Raw genomic sequence first — 20,088 nt, 5'->3', positions numbered from 1 at the left:
GGAGGACACTTTGAACGGCAGTCCCGCATCGAAGCTTTCCGGATCCCGGCGTCTGCGCCGGAGGTCACTCGGCGTCCTCGCGGGCGCCGCCGCTCTGGTCCTCGCTTTCCCGTCCACCGCCCTGGCCGCCCCGCCCGGCGCACTGCCCGCCAACGCGGACGGACTGGACCAGACGTTCCAGCCCGCCTACGACTACGACACGGACGGCTGCTACTCGACGCCCGCGATCGGCCCCGGTGGCGTCGTCAACGGCGGCCTCAACCCGAGCGGCGCCCTCAACGGCCAGTGCAGGGACGCCTCCGACCTCGACAACACCAACGGTTACTCGCGCTCCAAGTGCAACAACGGCTGGTGCGCGATCGTGTACGCCCTCTACTTCGAGAAGGACCAGGCCGTGGCCGGCAGCGGTCTCGGCGGGCACCGGCACGACTGGGAGCACGTCGTGGTCTGGGTGCAGAACAACGAGGCCCAGTACGTCTCGACGTCCAACCACGGTTCCTTCACGGTCCACAACCGTTCGGCGATCCGCTGGGACGGGACGCACCCGAAGATCGTGTACCACAAGGACGGGATCAGCACGCACTGCTTCCGGGCCGCGACCGCCGGCGACGAGCCGCCGGAGAACCACAAGGGGACCTGGCAGTACCCGCCGCTGGTCGGCTGGAACGGCTATCCCGCAGGTGTGCGCGACACGCTGACCTCTTACAACTTCGGCAGTGCCACGCTCGGCATCAAGGACAGCACGTTCAACTCGCACCTGTCCTCGGCCGAGCCGTCCGGGATCGCGTTCGACCCCAACGCCTGACCCATCGCCTGACCTGACGTCACGCGGAAGGCCCGCCCCCGTCGCCCGGGGACGGCGGCCTCCCGGCCCTGCCGGGAGCGTCGCCGTCGGGGCGGGCCGGCAGGACCCGGGCGGCGAAGCCGACGACGTCCTGGACGACCCGTTCGGGCTCCTCCCAGTACAGAAGGTGCCCGGCGCCCTCGTACACGACGAGGGCCGAGCCGTGGATCGCGTCGAGGATCCGCTGCTGGTCGGCGCGCGGCAGCACGCTGTCCGCGTCGCCCCAGAGAACGAGCGTGGGTACGAGGATTCCCCTCAGTGTCGCGGCGAGGTCCGCCTCCAGAAGGCCGCGCATGGTCTCCTGCCACACCCGTGCGGGCACCTTGAGGTTCTCCTCGGCCATCGTCGCCAGGAGTCCGCGGCCCAGCGGCCGGCTCGCGAGGTCGCCCAGCAGGTCCTCCGCGAAGGCGCGCGGCACGGGGTCTTCGAGTGCCTGGACCTTCTCCCACAGGGCCGTGATGCCGGGCTTGTCGGCGAGCGTCGCGGGGACGCCCACCAGGACGAGGCCCGCCACTCGGTCGGGATGGCTGCCCGCCACCATCCGTGCGGCCACCCCGCCGCTCGACGCCCCGACCAGGACGGCCCGGCCGATGCCTGCCGCGTCGAGGAATTCCACCAGGTCGCCGGCGAAGTCCTCCGGCCCGTAGCCGTCCGGGGGCCGTTCGGCGTCGCCGTGGCCCCGCTGCGTGGGGGCGTATCCGTGCACCGCGGCGGGGAGCCGCCTGAGCAGCGGCTCGAACGTCCACCAGGAGTCCGCGAAGCCGTGCACGAAGACCACGGGAAGGCCGTCCGGATAGCCCGCCTCGGCATACGGGAGGACGAGCCCGCTCCTCAGCTGGGCGGCCTTCACCGCGATCGTGCTCACGGCGGCCCTCCTGACGTCGGTCGGCCCCCTCGCACGCGGACCCGCGGGACGGCACCACGATCTCTCTCATCGTAATGACGAGCACGGCGGACCGCCCGTCCGCGACGGGACGGGCCTCAGCTCCCCCGGCGGCTTCTCCGGGCTTACTGCCTTCAACTCCTTGCGAGCGTAGGGCGATTTCTTGCTGTCTTTGCTTCAGATCTTGACGAGATTGGTTCAGACCTTTAGGTTCACCGATCGCCGAGGTTCCACGCATGCGCTCATCGTTCATATTCATGAACTCGCGATTCCTCAACCCCCACATGCACAGGAGAATCCGTGCTCAGATCGCCGAGATCGCCCGGCCGCCGTCGGATACCCACGCTCCTCGCCACCCTCGCCCTGGTGGCGTCGGCCGCGACCGCCGTGGCCGCCACCCCGCCCACGAAGGCCGCTCAGGCAACCGCCCTCCCCACCGGCTGGGCCACTGTCGTGAACGCGGGCGTCACCGCGGAGCACGCCATCGAGGCGCCCAACAACGCCAATGTGCGCTTCCGCAACATGGTGGCGGTCTCGCTCGGTGGCACCGGCACGATCCGGCACGTCATCAACGACCGCGGAGGCCCGTCCAACTCCGCCACCAACGCCACCAACCTCGTCAGCCACCCGTGACCGTGAACAGGCCTGTGATCGTGAGAAGGAAGGGACGTTCCATGCTCGGAATCAGACCCTCCGGTCCGGTGCGCGTCGCGCTGCGGGTCCTCGTACTGCTGGCGACTCTGCTGGGTCTCGCCGCGCCGCCCGCCCAGGCGGCCTCCACAGCGGCCCCGTTCAAGGTGCTCGCCCTCTACAGCGGTACGTGGGACGCCGCGCACATCAGTTTCGTCCGTGAGGCCAACCAGTGGTTCCCGACCCGGGCCGCCGAGAACGGCTTCACCTACACGTCGAGCACCGACTGGAACCTCCTGGCCAACGGGGGCGTGAACGCGTACCAGGTCGTGCTGTTCCTCGACGAACTGCCGCAGACCGCCAACCAGCGGGCGGGATTCGAGCGGTACATGCGCGGGGGCGGCGGCTGGCTGGGCTTCCACGTCTCGGCGTTCACGACCCAGGCGCAGAACTGGCCCTGGTACCACCAGCAGTTCCTCGGCAGCGGGAACTTCAAATCCAACACCTGGGGTCCGACGACCGCCGTCCTGCGGACCGAGGACCGCACGCATGCCTCGACCAGGAACCTGCCCGCCACGTTCACCTCGTCCGTGAGCGAGTGGTACAGCTGGTCCAACGACCTACGGCGGAATCCGGACATCAAGATCCTTGCCTCGGTCGACGCGAGCAGCTTCCCGCTGGGCACGGATCCCAACCAGACCTGGTACAGCGGTTACTACCCGATCCTGTGGACGAACGCGAAGTACCGCATGCTGTATGCAAACTTCGGCCACAACGCAATGGACTACGCCTCCAACACCCCGCTGTCGTCCACGTTCGCGAGTGCGACCCAGAACCGCTTCCTGCTCGACGGCCTGAAGTGGCTCGGCACCACGTGAACCGCTCTTTCCCGAAAGGACATCAAGCCAGGCGTTCGACGGTTCGTGCTACACCCATCGCCGCTGTGGGCTAGATTTCGAACGCCTCGATTCCGGACTCCATCGGAGGGGCGCTCTGCGCGGAATTTCTGGAGCGGCACATGCACCCCTTGGAAGTTGTCAGACCGGCTCGGCCTTTGATGCAGGGAGGGCTCGCGGACAGTCTCTTCGAGACGGCTGAACGCGATCCCACCCTGTCCCAACTGGCCCGTCGTTCGGACGCCGCTCCGGGGGCCTGGGAACCGGTGTCCGCGGTCGAGCTGCGGGACGAAGTCGTGGACGTGGCCCGGGGTTTCATCGCGGCCGGGATCTTCCCGGGCCACCGCGTGGCCGTCATGGCGCGCACCCGCTACGAGTGGACCGTGCTCAGCTACGCGCTCTGGTCGGTGGGCGCCGAGATCGTGCCGATCTACCCGACGTCGTCGCACGAGCAGGTCGGCTGGATCCTCGAGGACGCCGGCTGCGTCGCGGTGGTGGTGGAGGACGAGCAGGGCATCATGACGGTCGGCTCCGTGTGCGCCTCGCTGCCGACCCTGCAGCACGTCTGGCAGTTGGACTCCGGGGCCCTGACGGACCTGATGGAGCAGGGCCGGTCGGTACCGTTCACCACCGTCGAGTCGATGCGCCGGATCGTGCTGCCCGACTCGACCGCGATCATCGCCTACACCTCGGGTACGACGGGACCTCCCAAGGGATGTGCCCTGAGCCATCGCAGCCTGGCGAGTTCCTGCGACACCCTGCTGGCCGGCTGGGGCCACACGGTGGCGCCCCCCGGGCAGCAGCCGGCCATCCTCGCCTTCCTGCCCTTCTCACACGTGTACGGCCTCATGATCCAGGGGCTGTGCATGCGCGGCGGGATGCTGATGGGGCACGTGCCCGATCTGCGCCCGGAGACACTGTCCGCCGCCCTCCTGTCCTTCCGCCCCACGTTCCTCTACGCCGTCCCGTCCGTCTTCGAGAAGTTCTACAAGAACTTCCTGCGCAAGGCTCAGGAGGCAGGCCGCGGCGCCCTGTTCGAGCGCGCGGTCCGCACGGCGCGGGACTTCGCCGCGGCCGGCGAGCGGCACCGGCTGGGAACGGGTCCGGGCCCCGGTTTCGATCTGCGACTTCAACACGCCCTCTACGAGAAGACGGTGTACCGAAAGCTGCGTGCGGCGCTGGGCGGAAGAGTCTGCGGCGCGGTGTCGGGCGGCTCTCCCCTCAACCGTGAACTCGCCCTCTTCTACTCGGGAATCGGGATTTTCGTCCACGACGGATACGGACTCACGGAAACCAGCGGCGGAATTACGGCCCAGCCGGTGGGCCGGGAGAAATTCGGAACCGTCGGACGCCCCCTGCCCGACATGGAGGTCCACGTCGCCGAAGACGGGGAGATCCTGGTGCGGGGACCCGCGGTCTTCCAGGGCTACATCAACGACGAGACGAGCACCCGGGCCGCGCTGTACAACGGCTGGCTGGCCACCGGCGACATCGGCCGGCTCGACAGCGAGGGCTATCTGAGCATCACCGGGCGCAAGAAGGACATCGTCATCACGAGCAGCGGCAAGAGCGTGGCTCCCGCGGCTCTCGAAGAGCGTCTGCGGGTCCATCCGCTCATCCATCAGGCGGTCGTCGTGGGCGACAACCGGCCCTGTGTGGGAGCGCTGATCACCCTCGATCCGGACTTCCTGGCGCACTGGCGCTCGGTCCTCGCCATACCGGGCGAGGTGCACGACCGCGAGACGCGCGAGGAGAACGCCCTGCGCGAAGAGGTCAAGCGCGCCGTCGCCGCGGCCAACAGCACCGTGTCGCGCTCGGAGTCGATCCGCGTGTACCGCGTGCTCTCCGAACCGTTCGACCTCGCCAACGGCATGCTCACCCCTTCGATGAAGCTGCGCAGGGATGCCATCGCGCACCGCTACGCCGCCGAGATCGAGGCCATGTACCAGTCGTCCTCGCGAGCCCCCCGTAACCTCTCGACCGTCGATCCCTACACCTGGGACGACGCGGACAATGTCTTCAGGTGAGCCGTCGTGTTCACCTGTTTCTTGCGAGGAGGCCCCGGCGTTCACGCCGGGGAGGAACCGCATCCGGGTGTCGTGACGCGGAGCGTCGCCGCATCCGGTTCAGGGCGCGGAGCGCCCGTACCGCTGTCGGCACCGCAGGGTGATGCGAACGCGTGTGCGTGTGGTCGCCGGTCGGGGTGGTGGCCGTGGGATCGGGGTGCGTTTGTGCGGCTGTCGTACATACGGTCCTTCAAAGGGTTCGGGACGCACGGTGTCTGGGCCGGGACACTGTGAGGGGGCGAGATGGTGCAAGTGGGGGTGGCTGCGGAGGGCGGGCATGCCCGCTACACCTACCGGCTGCGCGTGCCGTCCATGGCGCGTACCGCCCTGGCGGCGGAGTGGGACCGGTGCCGCTGGGTGTGGAACGAGTGTGTCGCCAAGTCCAGGGTCGTTCACCTGCACAACAAAGCAACCGGCCAGAAGGCCACGTGCGGCCCCGCGCAGCTCGACAGGATGCTGACCGAAGCCCGCGCCCGTACGCCGTGGCTGCGTGAGGGCTCGTCGGTGGTCCAGCAGCAGGTCATCCGCGACTTCGGCCGCTCCCGCGCCAAGGCGCACAAAGACATCAAAGAGCGCTTGCCCATGGCGCGCCGGGCCGGGATGCCGGGGTGGAAGACCAAGCGCGAGGCACTGCCGACCCTCAACTACACCAGGCGCGGGTTCCGGTTGAGGGACGGCCGCCTGCACCTGGCCGGGGACGTCGTGGTGACGGTGGTGTGGTCGCGGGAACTGCCGGCCGAGCCGTCCTCGGTGCGCCTGTACCAGGACAGCCTCGGGCACTGGTACGCCTCGTTCGTCGTCCCCGCCCAGATTGAGCCCCTGCCGCAGACCGGCCGCGTACTCGGTGTCGACTGGGGCGTGAAGGAGACCGCGACCACCACCTCCGACGCGCACGACCTGCCGCACGCCGGGCATGGCAGGAAGGCCCGGACGAAGCTGACCCGCTACGACCGGATGATGGCCCGCCGCAGGCCGAAGAAGGGCATGCCCGGATCGAAGGGCTACCGCGAGGCGAAGAAGCTGCGGGCGAAGGCGTACAAGAAGGCCGCGAGGCAGCGTGAGGACACCAGCCGTAAGTGGGCCAGGAAGGTGGTCCGCGACCACGATGCGATCGCGGTCGAGGACTTCCGCCCGAAGTTCCTGGCCAGGACCACCATGGCCCGCAAGGCTGCTGACGCCGCCATCGGCGCCACCAAAGCGGCTCTGATCGAGATGGGCCGCAAACACGGGCGGGACATCCGCCTGGTCCACCCCGCGTACACCACGATGGACTGCGCGCACTGCATGACGAGAGCCAAGCATGCACTGCCACTGGGTGAGCACACCTACACCTGCACCGCATGCGGAACCGCATCCCCACGGGACAAGAACTCCGCACACGTCATGCTCGCCCGGGCTGGTCTCAACCCGGCTGGTACTGATGGCGCAAGACCTCCTGGAGCGCTGCTCCAGGAGGCAGCCTGAGCCAGGAATCCCCTCCCGTCAAGGGAGGGGAGGATTCAACTGAGCCATTCGTACGACGCCTGACGTGGTCAGGTCCGGGAGACAGATATGCGACGAGTACACGGGGTCCGGCTGCCGGCGTTGGCCGGGGTGACGGCCCTCCTCGGGGCCATCGTGGCCTGTGGGAGCACCGACGCGGGGGCCGGGGACGCCTCGCCCGGCTCCGACACCGCCCAGGCCTCCCCCACCGCCCGCCCCTCGCCGTCGCACGCCCGCTTCGTCGAGGAGATCGAGTGGGCCGACGGGCGCCGCGTGGGCATGTACTACGCCGCGAAGCGCGGGCTCATGGAGCAGCACCAGGACACCGCGGGCGGGGCGTGGAGCAAGCCCCGCCTGGTCCACGCGACCAAATCCGACCCGTGCCAGAGCATCACGCTCGAGGCGTTCGACGGCCGTACGGTCGCGGCCATCGCGAACTGGGGACCCTACTGCTCCGACGGTGAACCGCCGATGGAGTCCATCGCCGCGGTCGGCACCAAGAGCCTGTCGAAGTGGGACACGAAGCTCAAGGAGAGCTTCGACGGCTGGGCGAAGGTCGAGGCGTCGAACGGCGCCGAGCGCCTGACGTTCACCCGCTCGTCCACCGAATGGCTGACCCGGCTGCGCTGGACCCGGACGGACGGCTTCGGCGAGGTGGAGGACATCCGCCGGTAGTTCCAGGGGCCACGGGCAGTGCGCGCCGCGGTCTTCGACCGTACGGAACCGAGGCCGCCGGCGACCAGGTCACGAGCGACGGCCTCGCCGCCCCACCGGCTCTCCTCAGGAATTTGCGTCGTGCACGCTTCTTGACGCCTCTTGATCGAGAGACTTACTTTCGCAGCGATTAAAACGATTCAACCACCAGGCCCCTCAGGGGGTCTCTTCGTGCTGCCCTCCGGGAGTGACAGGAACCATGGACGACCTCACCGCAGTTCACCGGCCGGGCATTCCACGCCGTACGCTGCTCGCCGCCGCCGCGGCCACGACAGCGGCGGCGGGTGCGCTGACCTGGGCGAGACCCGGGAGCGCCGCGGCCGCATCCACCGCCGGGGCCTCCTCGGGTTTCGCCGAGCCGGGCCGCGCGGTGGGGCCGAAGTTCCGCTGGTGGTGGCCCGACGGTCTGGTGCGGCCCGACGAGATCAGACGGGAGGTCGACCAGATCGCCGACGCGGGCTTCGGAGGCGCCGAGATAGCCGCCGTGCACCACAGCGTCTCCGACCCGTCGGTGCTGGACACCGAGCGCCACGGCTGGGGCAGCCCCTCCTGGGTCGCCGGTGTCGAGGCCGCGCTGAGCCAGGCGGCCCGGCGCGGCCTCACCATCGATCTCACCGTCGGCCCCGCGTGGCCCGCGGCGGTTCCCGGCATCACCCCGGACAGCGAGGCCGCGGTGAAGGAACTCGCCCACGGGGCCGTCACGTTGGCCCCCGGTACCGCCTACTCCGGCCCGGTCCCCGAGCCCGTCCACGAGGCGGCGTCCGGCGTCACCGAGCGACGGCTGCTCCTGGTGCAGGCCGCGCGGGTGAACACCGCGAACTCCACCCGCAAGGAGACCGGCCTCGACCAGGACTCGGTCCGCGACCTCACCTCCACCGTCTCCGACGGCACGATCGGCTGGACCGCGCCCGACGACGGCACCTGGGTCCTGATCGCGTACTGGGTGCGCGGCTCCGGCCAGACACCGGAGGCAGGACCGCACACCGACCCGCCCTCCTACGTCGTCGACCACTTCAGCGCGGCCGGCACCCGAGCGGTGACCGACTTCTGGGAGGCCCACCTCCTCACCCCGGCGATCCGCCGCCTGCTGAAGGTCTCCGGCGGCGCGCTCTTCGAGGACTCCATCGAGCTGGAGACCGACGGCCTGCAGTGGACGCCCCGCCTGCCCGACGCGTTCCGGGAGCACACCGGCCGCTCCCTGCTGCCGCTGCTGCCCGTCGTGATCCTCGACAACAGCAACCAGGTCTTCGCCTTCGAGGCCGCCGCCACCCGCCAGATCCGGCACGACTTCTGGGAGACGGTCTCCACTCTCTTCAACAGGCACCACGTCGGGGCGCTGCGCACCTGGGCGCGCTCGCTCGGCCTCCAACTGCGCTCCCAGCCCTACGGGTTGCAGACCGACGCCATCGCCTCGGCCGCGCTCCTGGACATCGCCGAGGGCGAGTCCCTGGGCTTCAAGAACCTCGACGACTACCGCTGTCTGGCCGGCGGCCGTGACATGGCCGGGCACACCGTGCTCTCGTGCGAGGCAGGCGCCTACTCCGGCAGCGCCTACAGCACGACCTGGCAGCGGTTCCTGCGCACCATGGGCGGCGCCTACGCGGCCGGCGTCAACCAGACCGTCGTACACGGCTTCTCCTACGCCGAGCTGCCGGGCGTCAACTGGCCGGGATACGCGGCCTTCACCCCGTACAAGGGCACGGCCGGCTACGGCGAGTCCTGGGGTCCGCGCCATCCGACCTGGAAGCACGTGCCGGACGTCTCCGGCTACCTGGGGCGGGTCCACCAGGTGCTGCAGACCGGCCGGCCACGAGCCGATGTGGCGGTGTTCCGGCAGACCGGCTACACCGCCACCGGCATCGGCGCCTCCTGGTTCACCGCCACGGGCATCACCCTGGGCTGGACCCACCAGTTCCTCAGCGGCCCGCTGCTCGACCTGCCGACCGCCACCGTGCGCAGGGGACGGCTCGCACCCGACGGCCCGGCCTACAAGGCCCTGTTCGTCGAGGGCGACTTCTTCTACGGCTCCACAGTGACCCTCGCCCTGCGGGACGCCCGCGCCCTGCTGCGGCTCACCCGCGCCGGACTGCCGATCGTGCTGCTCGGAGCGTGGGACACCGTCGTGCCGTCCGGCATCCCCGACAGCGGCGAGACCGACGAACTGCGTTCGGTCGTCCGGGAGTTGCTCGCCCAGCCGCGGGTCCGTCGCGTCACCGACAAGACAGCGGTGCCGGCCGCGCTCACCGAACTCGGCGTACGGCCCGACGCCGGGTACGCGTCCGCCTCCACCCTCCTCAACGCCCACCGGGTGGCCGACGGCGTCGACTACTACTACCTCTGCAACGGCAAGCACGCCGAGACCGTGAAACCGCCGGTGGCCGCCATCGACCACGAGGTCACCCTGCATCGCTCAACGGCCAAGGGAGTGCCGTATCTGCTGGACCCGTGGACCGGCGGAGTCGAGCGCATCGCCCGGTACACCGAGGAGGGCGACACGGTCACCGTGCGGGTCGCTCTCCAGCCCGCGGAGACCCTCGTCGTGGCGATCGGCCGCCCCGGCCTCTTCGGCGACCGCAACGGTGGCCGTCGCCACGCGGTCGCCAGCGAGGCCGAGGAGGTGCGCTTCACGGACGCCGGACTCACCGTCCGCGCCACGACGGCGGGCACGTACCGGACCGAACTGTCCAACGAACGCATGGTGCGTACGTCCCTCAAGGACGTGCCCGAGCCGACGGAACTCACCTCCTGGCGCCTGCGCGTACTGGACTGGCGGCCCGGCGCCACGGCCACCGGAACCACCGTCGTCGAGCACGACCTGACCCTGGACGCCCTGGTGCCCTGGTCGCAGATCCCGGAACTCGCCGACGTCTCGGGCATCGGCCGCTACCGCACCACGGTCACGCTCGGCGACACCTGGACGGGCGGCCGCGGCGCACGCCTCGAACTGGGCGCAGTCACCGACACCTGCCGCGTCACCGTCAACGGCCACCGCCTCGACCCGGTCGACCAGATCCACCCGGTGGTGGACCTCGGTGGCCTGCTCCGCCGCGGGCAGAACGTCATCGAGGTCGAGGTGGCGACCCCGCTCGCCAACCGGCTGCGGGTCAGCGATCCCGGGGTGTACGGCGGCCTGGCACGGCAGGCGTACGGGCTGATGGGGCCGGTACGCCTCGTGCCGTACGGAGAGGCCCGCGTCGGCACGCCCACTCGCTAGAAGCTCGCCATGGCGTCCCGGAAGGCCGGGCTTCCCCCTGACCCGGCCTCCCGGAACCCCACTCGCCCGGCACTGTCCCCCGTCCGGCGTCGGCGGGCCGGCACCGCGGAACGCTCCCCCGTTGTTCCCCCGTGCTCCCCCGTACGCCCACGTCGGTCGCACCGGCCCGCCATGACCTCAGCCTTCACGGTCGGGCCATTGTCCGGCAGTCCCCTGTCGCCACTTCAGACAATTTCGCGGCGCGAGTGGTGCGTTCTCGCCATGCCCCTTTCCCCACCGCCACCAAGATTCGTAGCGTGCGGGGCGACAGGCGTACGCAGCGACGGAGGATGCGATGGGACGTCGTGAGCGGCCGCTGGACCCGGCCGAGGGACCTGTCGCGCAATTCGCGTACGAGCTGCGGAAGTTGCGTCGGGAGGCGGGCGGGATCACCTACCGCGCGATGGCCCGGCAGGCGCACTACTCCGCGGCCACGCTCGCGCACGCGGCGGCCGGGGAGCGGCTGGCCTCGCTGCCGGTGGCCCTCGCCTATGCCGAGGCGTGCGGAGGGGACCGCGACGAGTGGGAACGACGGTGGCACCAGGCCTCCCAGGACACGGCCGAGGAGAGCCTCGCCGCCGACGACGACGCGGAAGCTCCCTACCCCGGTCTGGCCCGGTTCGAGGCGAGTGACAGCGAACGCTTCTTCGGCCGGGACCACCTCGTCGGCCAACTCGTCGACCTGGTCCGGGACAAGGACTTCGTCGTCCTGACGGGCCCGTCCGGCAGCGGCAAGTCCTCACTGCTGCGCGCCGGTCTCATCCCCCGCCTCCAGAAGACCGACCCACCGCGCGTCCGGCCCGCGACCATCCGGATCCTCACCCCGGGACCGCACCCGGCGCGCACCCACGCCGACGCCCTGGATCCGGGCACCACCCGCTCCGGGACCGTCATCGTGGTCGACCAGTTCGAGGAGCTCTTCACCCTCTGCGCCGATCCCGCCGAGCGAAAAGGCTTCCTCGACCTGCTGTTCACCGCCGTCCGACCCGAGCACGGCATCCGCGTCGTCGTCGCGGTCCGCGCCGACTTCTACGGCCACTGCGCCCGGTACCGCCGACTCGCGCAGGCCGCACAGGAGGCCACGCTCCTGGTGGCTCCCATGAGTACGGAAGAGCTGCGCGAGACGATCGTGAAACCGGCCGCGCTCGGCGGGCTGATCGTCGAACGGACGCTCACCTCGCGGATCGTCGCCGAGATCCAGGACGAGCCCGGCGGCCTGCCCCTCATGTCGCACGCCCTGCTGGAAACCTGGCGCAGACGCCGGGGCAGAGCACTGGGCGAGGCCGCGTACGACGCCGCGGGAGGCATCCACGGGGCGATCGCCCGCACCGCCGAGAAACTCTACGAGAGCCTCACCGGCGGGCAGGCCGGCACCGTCCGTCGCATCCTGCTCCGCCTGGTGAGCCCGGGTCAGGGGACCGGGGACACGCGCCGTCCGACCCGGCGCACGGAACTCACCGCGCTGGGCGGCGGTACGGACGCCGACACGGATGTCGTACTCGAACGGCTCGCCCGCGCCCGTCTCATCACGCTCGACGAGGACACCGTCGACCTCGCCCACGAGGCCGTGCTCACCGCATGGCCCCGCCTGCGCACCTGGATCGACGAGGACCGTGAGCGGCTCAGGTCCCAGCACCGGCTCACCGAGGCGGCGGCCACCTGGCAGGACCTCGGACGGGACTCGGGCTCCCTCTACCGGGGCGTGCGACTGTCCACCGCCGAGGAGCAGTTCGGTGCCACGGACGATCTCACCCCGCTGGAACGGGAGTTCCTCGACGCCGGCCTCGACGCCCGCCGGGGCGAGCAGCGAGGCCGCAGGACCCGTACGGTCGTCCTGTCCGTTCTTGTGGTGCTCAGCCTCGTCGCGGCGCTCGTCGCCTGGCAGCAGAACCAGTCCGGCGAGCGGCGGCGGATCGAGGCGGAGGCCCGGCGGCTCGTCGGAGTCGCGGAGAGTCTGCGCCTGTCCGACCCGGTCACGGCGATGCGGCTCAGCCTCGCCGCGTGGCGCGTCGCCGACCTTCCCGAGACGCGCTCCGCGCTGCTCGGCGCCGCGGCGCAGCGGAACCAGGACGTGTTCACCGATCCCGACGGCACCGACGAGACCATGAGGCATCTCAGCGCCGACGGCCGCACGCTCCTCAGCGTCGGCACGGATCAGGTGACCCGGTGGGACGTGGGGGCGGGACGGCGTACGGCCACCTGGCCCGGGCTCGGCGGGGCCGCGAAGGACGTGGGGTTCATCCGGGCGGACGCGTCGTGGATCCCCGAGTTCGACAAGGGAAGGGCCGTCCTGCGGAACCTCGCCGCGGGGCGCCGGGACGGGACGCCGCTGGCGGTCGCCGACGGCGGTATCGAGATGGGGACGAGCGGTCGCAGCCTCCTCGTCTACCACGCAGAGGGATCCGAGCGCCGGGTGCAGCTCTGGGACGCCCGGTCCCGGCGGAAGCTCCTGGAGATCGCGCGCGACACGGACGCGAAGGTGGACGGGGCGACCGGCGCACAAGTGGAGTGGGCGAGGCTCACGGCCCACATGAACCGGCAGCGGAAGGATGGCCGAGGCACGGCCCTGACGGACGACCCCGCCTTCACGGATGCCACGGTCAGCGCGGACGACCGTCTGCTGGCCCTGTGCGTTCCGGGTGAGCGCTTCGAGTTGTGGGAGGTCACCGACAAGCGCCGCCTGCCCGCACCCTGGCTGCCGAAGGCGACCATCGAGCAGTGCGTGAAGGAGCGGATCGAGTTCACGCCCGACGGCAGGTATCTGGGGCTGATCGACGCCACCGGATTCCGGGCGTGGGAGGTCTCGTCGGGCAAGGAACTGCCTGCGGTCGCCTACTCCGGCCTGAAGGTCGCTCAACTCAGTGCGGACGGCGCGTTCTTGGTGGCGTCGGACGGCGAGGAGATCCTGGTCTGGCGGATGGACTCACCCGACTTCCCTGTCGTACGGCACCAGTTGGCCGGCGAGACCGTCCAGGAGATCAGGATCGACACGGAGGCCGGCATCGTCCGCTACCTCGGCGGCCCGGAGGGCTCATGGGGACCGGCCGTCCACACGCTGAACGTGGGCAGCGCGGTGCACACCCGTTGGGAGCAGTCCCCCGCCCTGGCCGTCGAGTTCGGCCCGGACGGCAGGACTCTTGCCGTCGCCCGCGCCGACGAGGACGGGAAGCGCCTTCGGTTTCGCCTGGTCGACGGGCGTACGGGACGGCTGCTGGCCGAACCTCCGCCGCTACCGTGCCGGGTCCCCTCGGGAGCTGCGGTGTACGGAGAGTGCGATGCCCTGCTCGCCTTCGATTCGTCCGGCGGAGAACTCGCCTACGGCGTGGCGAACTACACGTCGCCGACCGCCGCGACCGAGCTGTCGCTCTATGACATTCCACGGCGGCGCGTCACCGGCACCCTCGGCTCCGGCGAAGTCGGCCCGGAGCCACTGACCGGTATCTCCTTCGGCACCGGCGACCGGACGCTGCTCCTCTCCTCGCTGCCCGGGGCCATGACCGAGGCCACCCGTATCTGGGACCTCCGTCGCCGGACCGTCGTCGGCACGCTCCCGGGCTCCGTCGGCGCGGTGACCTCGCATCCCGACGGCGACCTGCTCGTCACCGAGCGCGGGCAGGCGTACCGCCTGCCCGCGGGCACCCGGCTGCCGTCCGTCAGAAGCCCCGGCAAGTCCACCGCTCTGGCGTTCAGCCCGGACGGTGACCATCTGGCCGTCGGTGACGGCTCCGGCCGGGTCGTCCTCTGGGACGGGCGACTGAACCGACGGCTCGGAGTCCTCGCCGACCCGGACACGACCACCTACCAGTACGTGTCGGCCCTGGCCTTCTCCCGCGACGGCCGCACGCTCGCCGTCGCGGGTGACGAGGGCACCCTGCAGCTCTGGGACGTCCCCTCCCGCCGACGGATCGGATCCACGCTCGTCACACCGGGCGACACCGTCCGCGCGCTGGCGTTCGGCCCCGACGGCGGCACGCTCTACGCCGCCGGGGACCACGCCCCCTCGCAGACGTACGAGATCACCCCGGACCGTGCGGCGCGGACCGTCTGCCGTCGCGTGACCACCGGGCTGTCTCGGGACGACTGGGACCGCTACGTCCAGGACGTCGCCTACAGACGGAGTTGCCCGAAGGCCTAGACGGACCGCCGGGCCCACCTGGGCGGACCGCGGCGATCCCCTCTCCTGCCGGGGCCGCGGCGCCCCGGCGAGGAACGCCACCGGCCCGCGACCGACTGAACGGTCGCGGGCCGGTGCGGCGTTCTCCACGGAGACCGGATCTACCCGGAGGCCGCCACGACGACCTCGCCTTCGAACGAGCCCACGGGCGTGGAAAACGCCATCGCCGGTACGGGCATCTCGCGGGGCGTCCGACGGGCCTCGCGCAGACTGGGCGCGGGGCCGGCCGGGACCAGCGGGGCGCGCTCGATGGCCCGGGCCCGGCGCGAGAACCAGACGATCTTTCCGCCGGTGTCCGTGCCGCAACAGCCCCAGCCGTCGCTCAGCGCGGCGATGCGGGCCAGACAGCCGGGCGTGGCGGACTCCGGGTGGAACCCGCCGTCGTTGTCGGCGATGGCGGTGATGAGGTGCTGGCCGTTCCACCACATCTCGATCGTGGTGTTCTTGTCGGCCGCGTGCTCCCCGATCGAGCGGAGCAGCACATCGGCGCAGTGACAGACGGGCTCGACGAGGTTCTCAAGGTTCCAGTACCGGAGATGGGCGGCCAGAATGCGCCTGACCTGGTCGACCCGCTCCGAACTGACTTCCACGTCGAGGTGGTAGTAGCAGGGCACTACGGTCTTCATCGTCGTTGGCTCCTCACCGGCGAAGCTCTTGCTCCTCCTCGCCCCTGCGGGCCGAGCCCCGAACACGAAGCGTGAGCAGTGATCGCTTCTGAGTCAGTCCCAGAGTGGGAGCGGTACTCCATTCGTGCAACACGAGGGAGCGCCGGATGTAGTTGAAGCGACAACAGGACGTTGGCTGTCACCGCGTGCACCATGGGTGAGGGCGTCGGCCGTTGTAGTCGGTCGATGCCTCTCCGCGCACGGGCTTCACGCACGATCCGGGCGAACCGTGCGCTTTCGAGGGAGTGGAAGGTGACCAGTGAAATGCTGCTGCCTGCCAAAGCCGAGGTCGCCAGGCATCTTGAGCTGTACCGAGCCTGGGAACGCATGATGCTCGCGGCCCCCGCCGACCGTGCGGCGCGGGGCAATTTCGAGGACACGGGATACACGCTGTGCGTGCTCATGGGCAAACGCTGCGCGCGGGAGGCCGTGCACGCCGCCGAGCGTTATCTGTCGGCCGGGCCGGGCGCCCGCCGCCGCGACCGGGCCAAAGGCGGCTCGGCCAACGGCAGGCGCCCCGCCAAGTCCGGCAGGCCCGGCCGTTCCGACGGTCTCGCGGCAAGCCCTGTGGCGTAACGGGGTCTCCGACGCTGCTGCCCGGCTCGGACCGGGCGCGAGAACGGCGAGGAACGCAAGCACAGCGAAGTAGGCGCAGAAGTTCGCAGTAGACGACGGAGGTGAGATCCATGACCGACAACCCGGCCGACGGCCGTGTCCCCCCTGTTGGCCGCGTGCCCATCGTCCCGATCGGCCGCGTCCCTGTGGTGGATGTCCGACCGGCCGTCGACCGCGGCACCCGCCCGGCGAAGGCAGTCCCGGGCGAAGCCTTCCAGGTCACCGCCACCGTCTTCGGCGAGGGTCACGACGCGGTCGCCGCGAACGTCGTCCTGCGCGATCCGCAGGGCCGTACGGGCCCCTGGACCCCGATGCGCGAACTGGCCCCCGGCACAGACCGCTGGGGCGCCGACGTCACCCCCGGAGCGGTGGGCGACTGGGTCTACTGGGTGGAGGCCTGGTCCGACCCCGTGACCACCTGGCGCCGGGCCGCCGGCATCAAGATTCCGGCGGGCATCGATGTCGGACTGGTCCTGGAGGAGGGCGCCGAACTGTACGAGCGTGCCGCCTCCGGGGTCCCGCACGAGGCGGGGCGAGCGGCGGTACTGACCGCCGTGGAAGCCCTGCGCGACGAGTCCCGGCCGCCGATCGCCCGTCTCGCCGCCGCCCTGACCCCGGACGTGGACACGGCGCTGGCAGGCCACCCCCTGCGGGAACGGGTCTCCCGATCGGCCCCGCTGCCCTTGCTGGTGGAGCGGGAGCGGGCGCTGTACGGCTCCTGGTACGAGTTCTTCCCGCGCTCGGAGGGCGCGGTGGTCGAGCCGGACAAGCCGCCGGTCAGCGGCACCTTCCGGACCGCCGCGCGGCGGCTGCCGGCGATCGCGGAGATGGGCTTCGACGTGGTGTACCTGCCACCGATCCACCCCATCGGTACGACCTTCCGCAAGGGCCCCAACAACAACCTGTCGGCGGGCCGTCGGGATGTCGGGGTCCCCTGGGCGATCGGCTCACCGGAGGGCGGGCACGACGCCGTCCACCCCGACCTCGGCACGATCGACGACTTCGCCGTCTTCGTACGCACCGCGGGGGAGCTGGATCTCGAAGTCGCCCTGGACTTCGCGCTTCAGTGCTCACCGGACCACCCGTGGGTGGAGAAGCACCCGGAGTGGTTCCACCACCGCTCCGACGGCACGATCGCCTACGCGGAGAATCCGCCGAAGAAGTACCAGGACATCTACCCGATCGCCTTCGACAAGGACATGCCGGGTCTGGTCCAGGAGACGCTCAGGGTTCTGCGGTTCTGGATGAGTCACGGGGTGCGGATCTTCCGCGTGGACAACCCCCATACAAAACCGGTCATCTTCTGGGAGCAGGTGATCGACGACATCAACCGCACCGACCCCGATGTCATCTTCCTGGCCGAGGCGTTCACCCGCCCGGCGATCATGCATGCCCTGGCACGCGTCGGTTTCCAGCAGTCGTACACGTATTTCACCTGGCGCAACACCAAGGAAGAACTGACCGAATACCTCACCGAACTATCCAGTGACGACGTCGCCGCGTATATGCGTCCAAACTTCTTTGTGAACACGCCCGACATCCTGCCCGGGTACCTCCAGCACGGCGGCCGGCCGGCCTTCGAAGTACGGGCCGTTCTGGCGGCGACCCTTTCGCCGGCCTGGGGAATGTACGCCGGATACGAGCTGTGCGAGAACACCCCGTTCAGGGCGGGCGGTGAGGACTATCTCGACTCGGAGAAATACCAGCTGCGGCCCCGGGACTGGGAGTCCGCCGAGCGTGACGGACGTTCCATCGCGCCTCTCATCGGTTCCCTGAACCGGATCAGACGGCAGCACAGCGCACTGCGCCGGCTCAGGAATCTCCACTTCCACGACACCGACAACGATGCGGTGATCGCGTACAGCAAGCGCGACGAGTCCGACAGGGTTCTGGTGGTGGTGAATCTCGACCCTCACCACACCCAGGAGGCCACGGTCTCGTTGGACATGCCACGACTCGGCCTCGACTGGCACGAGTCGATGCCGGTGCGCGACGAGCTCACCGGCGAGACCTACCACTGGGGCAGGACCAACTACGTACGCCTTGCGCCCGGGCACCGGCCCGCGCACGTACTGACCGTCCTGCGACCGTCCTCACCGCCAACCGGAGGGTCACCCACACCATGATCGTCAACGAGCCCGTCCCGGACACCTTCGAAGACACCCCGCAAAAAGACCGGGACCCCGAATGGTTCAAACGCGCCGTCTTCTACGAAGTCCTCGTCCGCTCCTTCCAGGACAGCAACGGCGACGGCATCGGCGACCTCAAAGGCCTCACCGCCAAACTCGACTACCTGCAATGGCTCGGCGTCGACTGCCTCTGGCTCCCCCCCTTCTTCAAATCCCCGCTACGCGACGGCGGCTACGACGTCTCCGACTACACCGCCGTCCTCCCCGAATTCGGTGACCTCGCCGACTTCGTCGAATTCGTCGACGCCGCCCACCAACGCGGCATGCGCGTCATCATCGACTTCGTCATGAACCACACCAGCGACCAGCACCCCTGGTTCCAGCAGTCCCGCAACGACCCCACCGGCCCCTACGGCGACTACTACATGTGGGCCGACGACGACAAGCAATACCCCGACGCCCGCATCATCTTCGTCGACACCGAAGCCTCCAACTGGACCTTCGACCCCGTCCGCAAGCAGTACTACTGGCACCGCTTCTTCTCCCACCAGCCCGACCTCAACTTCGAAAACCCCGCCGTCCAGGAAGAAATCGTCTCCGCGCTGCGGTTCTGGCTCGACCTGGGCATCGACGGCTTCCGCCTCGACGCCGTGCCCTACCTCTTCGCGGAGGAGGGCACCGACTGCGAGAACCTCCCCGCCACCCACGAGGTCCTCAAACGGGTGCGCGCCGAGATCGACGCCCACTACCCCGACACCGTCCTGCTCGCCGAGGCCAACCAATGGCCCGAGGACGTCGTCGACTACTTCGGCGACTACAGCGCCGGCGGCGACGAATGCCACATGGCCTTCCACTTCCCCGTCATGCCCCGCATCTTCATGGCCGTCCGCCGCGAATCCCGCTACCCGGTCTCCGAAATCCTCGCCAAGACCCCCGCGATCCCGTCCGGCTGCCAGTGGGGCATCTTCCTGCGCAACCACGACGAGCTCACCCTGGAAATGGTCACCGACGAGGAACGCGACTACATGTACGCGGAATACGCCAAAGACCCGCGGATGCGCGCCAACATCGGCATCCGCCGCCGGCTCGCCACCCTGCTGGACAACGACCGCAACCAGATCGAACTCTTCACCGCCCTGCTGCTCTCCCTGCCCGGCAGCCCGATCCTCTACTACGGCGACGAGATCGGCATGGGCGACAACATCTGGCTCGGCGACCGCGACGCCGTCCGCACCCCCATGCAATGGACCCCCGACCGCAACGCCGGCTTCTCCTCCTGCGACCCCGGACGCCTCTACCTGCCCACGATCATGGACCCGGTCTACGGCTACCAGGTCACCAACGTCGAAGCCTCCATGAGCTCCCCCTCCAGCCTGTTGCACTGGACCCGACGCATGATCGAGATCCGCAAACAGAACCCCGCCTTCGGCCTGGGCTCCTACACCGAACTGCCCTCCTCCAACCCCGCCGTCATCGCCTTCCTGCGCGAACACGGCGACGACCTCGTCCTGTGCGTCCACAACTTCTCCCGCTTCGCCCAGCCCACCGAACTCGACCTCCAAGCCTTCAACGGACGCCACCCCGTCGAACTCATCGGCGGCGTCCGCTTCCCCGCCATCGGCGAACTCCCCTACCTCCTCACCCTCGCCGGACACGGCTTCTACTGGTTCCGACTCCGCGCGGTAGCTCCCCACACCAAACAGCGATTGATGGTGTGCGCCTGAAAGGACGGGTCGC

At 69.9% G+C, this 20,088-nt stretch carries 11 protein-coding genes and 2 pseudogenes; 11 read left to right on the top strand and 2 right to left on the bottom strand.

The window, feature by feature from the left end:
• Positions 1-10 precede the first annotated feature (10 nt).
• The gene (locus QF035_RS49700) at positions 11-805 is read left to right on the top strand and encodes an NPP1 family protein (RefSeq protein WP_307529137.1); all 795 of its coding nucleotides are present in this window, start codon (positions 11-13) and stop codon (positions 803-805) included.
• A 19-nt stretch (positions 806-824) separates the two neighbouring features.
• Here QF035_RS49700 and QF035_RS49695 read toward each other — a convergent pair whose 3' ends face one another.
• A complete protein-coding gene (locus QF035_RS49695; RefSeq protein WP_307529136.1) occupies positions 825-1,709 on the bottom strand; it encodes an alpha/beta fold hydrolase in 885 nt (294 codons plus the stop codon).
• Positions 1,710-2,180: 471 nt separating this feature from the next.
• Here QF035_RS49695 and QF035_RS55995 point away from each other — a divergent pair.
• From QF035_RS55995 to QF035_RS49660, 7 genes and pseudogenes are all read left to right on the top strand, one after another.
• A pseudogene (locus QF035_RS55995) lies at positions 2,181-2,360 on the top strand (hypothetical protein); the annotation flags it as partial.
• A 41-nt stretch (positions 2,361-2,401) separates the two neighbouring features.
• Positions 2,402-3,226: pseudogene (locus QF035_RS49685) on the top strand (ThuA domain-containing protein); the annotation flags it as partial.
• 149 nt (positions 3,227-3,375) lie between these two features.
• Complete coding sequence (locus QF035_RS49680) at positions 3,376-5,280, top strand: AMP-dependent synthetase/ligase (protein ID WP_307529132.1); 1,905 nt, start codon at positions 3,376-3,378, stop codon at positions 5,278-5,280.
• 282 nt (positions 5,281-5,562) lie between these two features.
• Positions 5,563-6,783: an RNA-guided endonuclease InsQ/TnpB family protein gene (locus QF035_RS49675; protein WP_307529129.1), complete on the top strand. Its 1,221-nt coding sequence runs from the start codon at positions 5,563-5,565 to the stop codon at positions 6,781-6,783.
• Between the two features lie 87 nt (positions 6,784-6,870).
• Complete coding sequence (locus QF035_RS49670; protein ID WP_307529127.1) at positions 6,871-7,476, top strand: hypothetical protein; 606 nt, start codon at positions 6,871-6,873, stop codon at positions 7,474-7,476.
• Between the two features lie 238 nt (positions 7,477-7,714).
• A complete protein-coding gene (locus QF035_RS49665; protein ID WP_307529125.1) occupies positions 7,715-10,729 on the top strand; it encodes a glycosyl hydrolase in 3,015 nt (1,004 codons plus the stop codon).
• A gap of 334 nt (positions 10,730-11,063) precedes the next feature.
• Complete coding sequence (locus tag QF035_RS49660) at positions 11,064-14,903, top strand: nSTAND1 domain-containing NTPase (protein ID WP_307529123.1); 3,840 nt, start codon at positions 11,064-11,066, stop codon at positions 14,901-14,903.
• A 140-nt stretch (positions 14,904-15,043) separates the two neighbouring features.
• Here QF035_RS49660 and QF035_RS49655 read toward each other — a convergent pair whose 3' ends face one another.
• A complete protein-coding gene (locus tag QF035_RS49655; RefSeq protein WP_307529122.1) occupies positions 15,044-15,568 on the bottom strand; it encodes a pep a2 in 525 nt (174 codons plus the stop codon).
• Between the two features lie 303 nt (positions 15,569-15,871).
• Between QF035_RS49655 and QF035_RS49650 the strand changes: the two genes are divergently transcribed.
• The 3 genes from QF035_RS49650 (at position 15,872) to treS (ending at position 20,075) form a co-directional block, all read left to right on the top strand.
• Entirely contained in the window at positions 15,872-16,183 is a 312-nt protein-coding gene (locus QF035_RS49650) for a DUF5133 domain-containing protein (RefSeq protein WP_307531947.1), read from the top strand.
• A gap of 110 nt (positions 16,184-16,293) precedes the next feature.
• On the top strand, positions 16,294-18,348 hold the full coding sequence (locus QF035_RS49645; protein ID WP_307529120.1) for an alpha-1,4-glucan--maltose-1-phosphate maltosyltransferase: 2,055 nt from the start codon (positions 16,294-16,296) through the stop codon (positions 18,346-18,348).
• The gene (gene treS, locus QF035_RS49640; protein ID WP_307529118.1) at positions 18,345-20,075 is read left to right on the top strand and encodes a maltose alpha-D-glucosyltransferase; all 1,731 of its coding nucleotides are present in this window, start codon (positions 18,345-18,347) and stop codon (positions 20,073-20,075) included. The genes QF035_RS49645 and treS overlap by 4 nt, the downstream gene beginning before the upstream one ends.
• Positions 20,076-20,088 lie beyond the last annotated feature (13 nt).

Source organism: Streptomyces umbrinus, from assembly GCF_030817415.1.
GTDB classification, from domain to species: Bacteria; Actinomycetota; Actinomycetes; order Streptomycetales; family Streptomycetaceae; genus Streptomyces; species Streptomyces umbrinus_A.
This window is presented reverse-complemented; position numbering and strand designations above follow the sequence as displayed.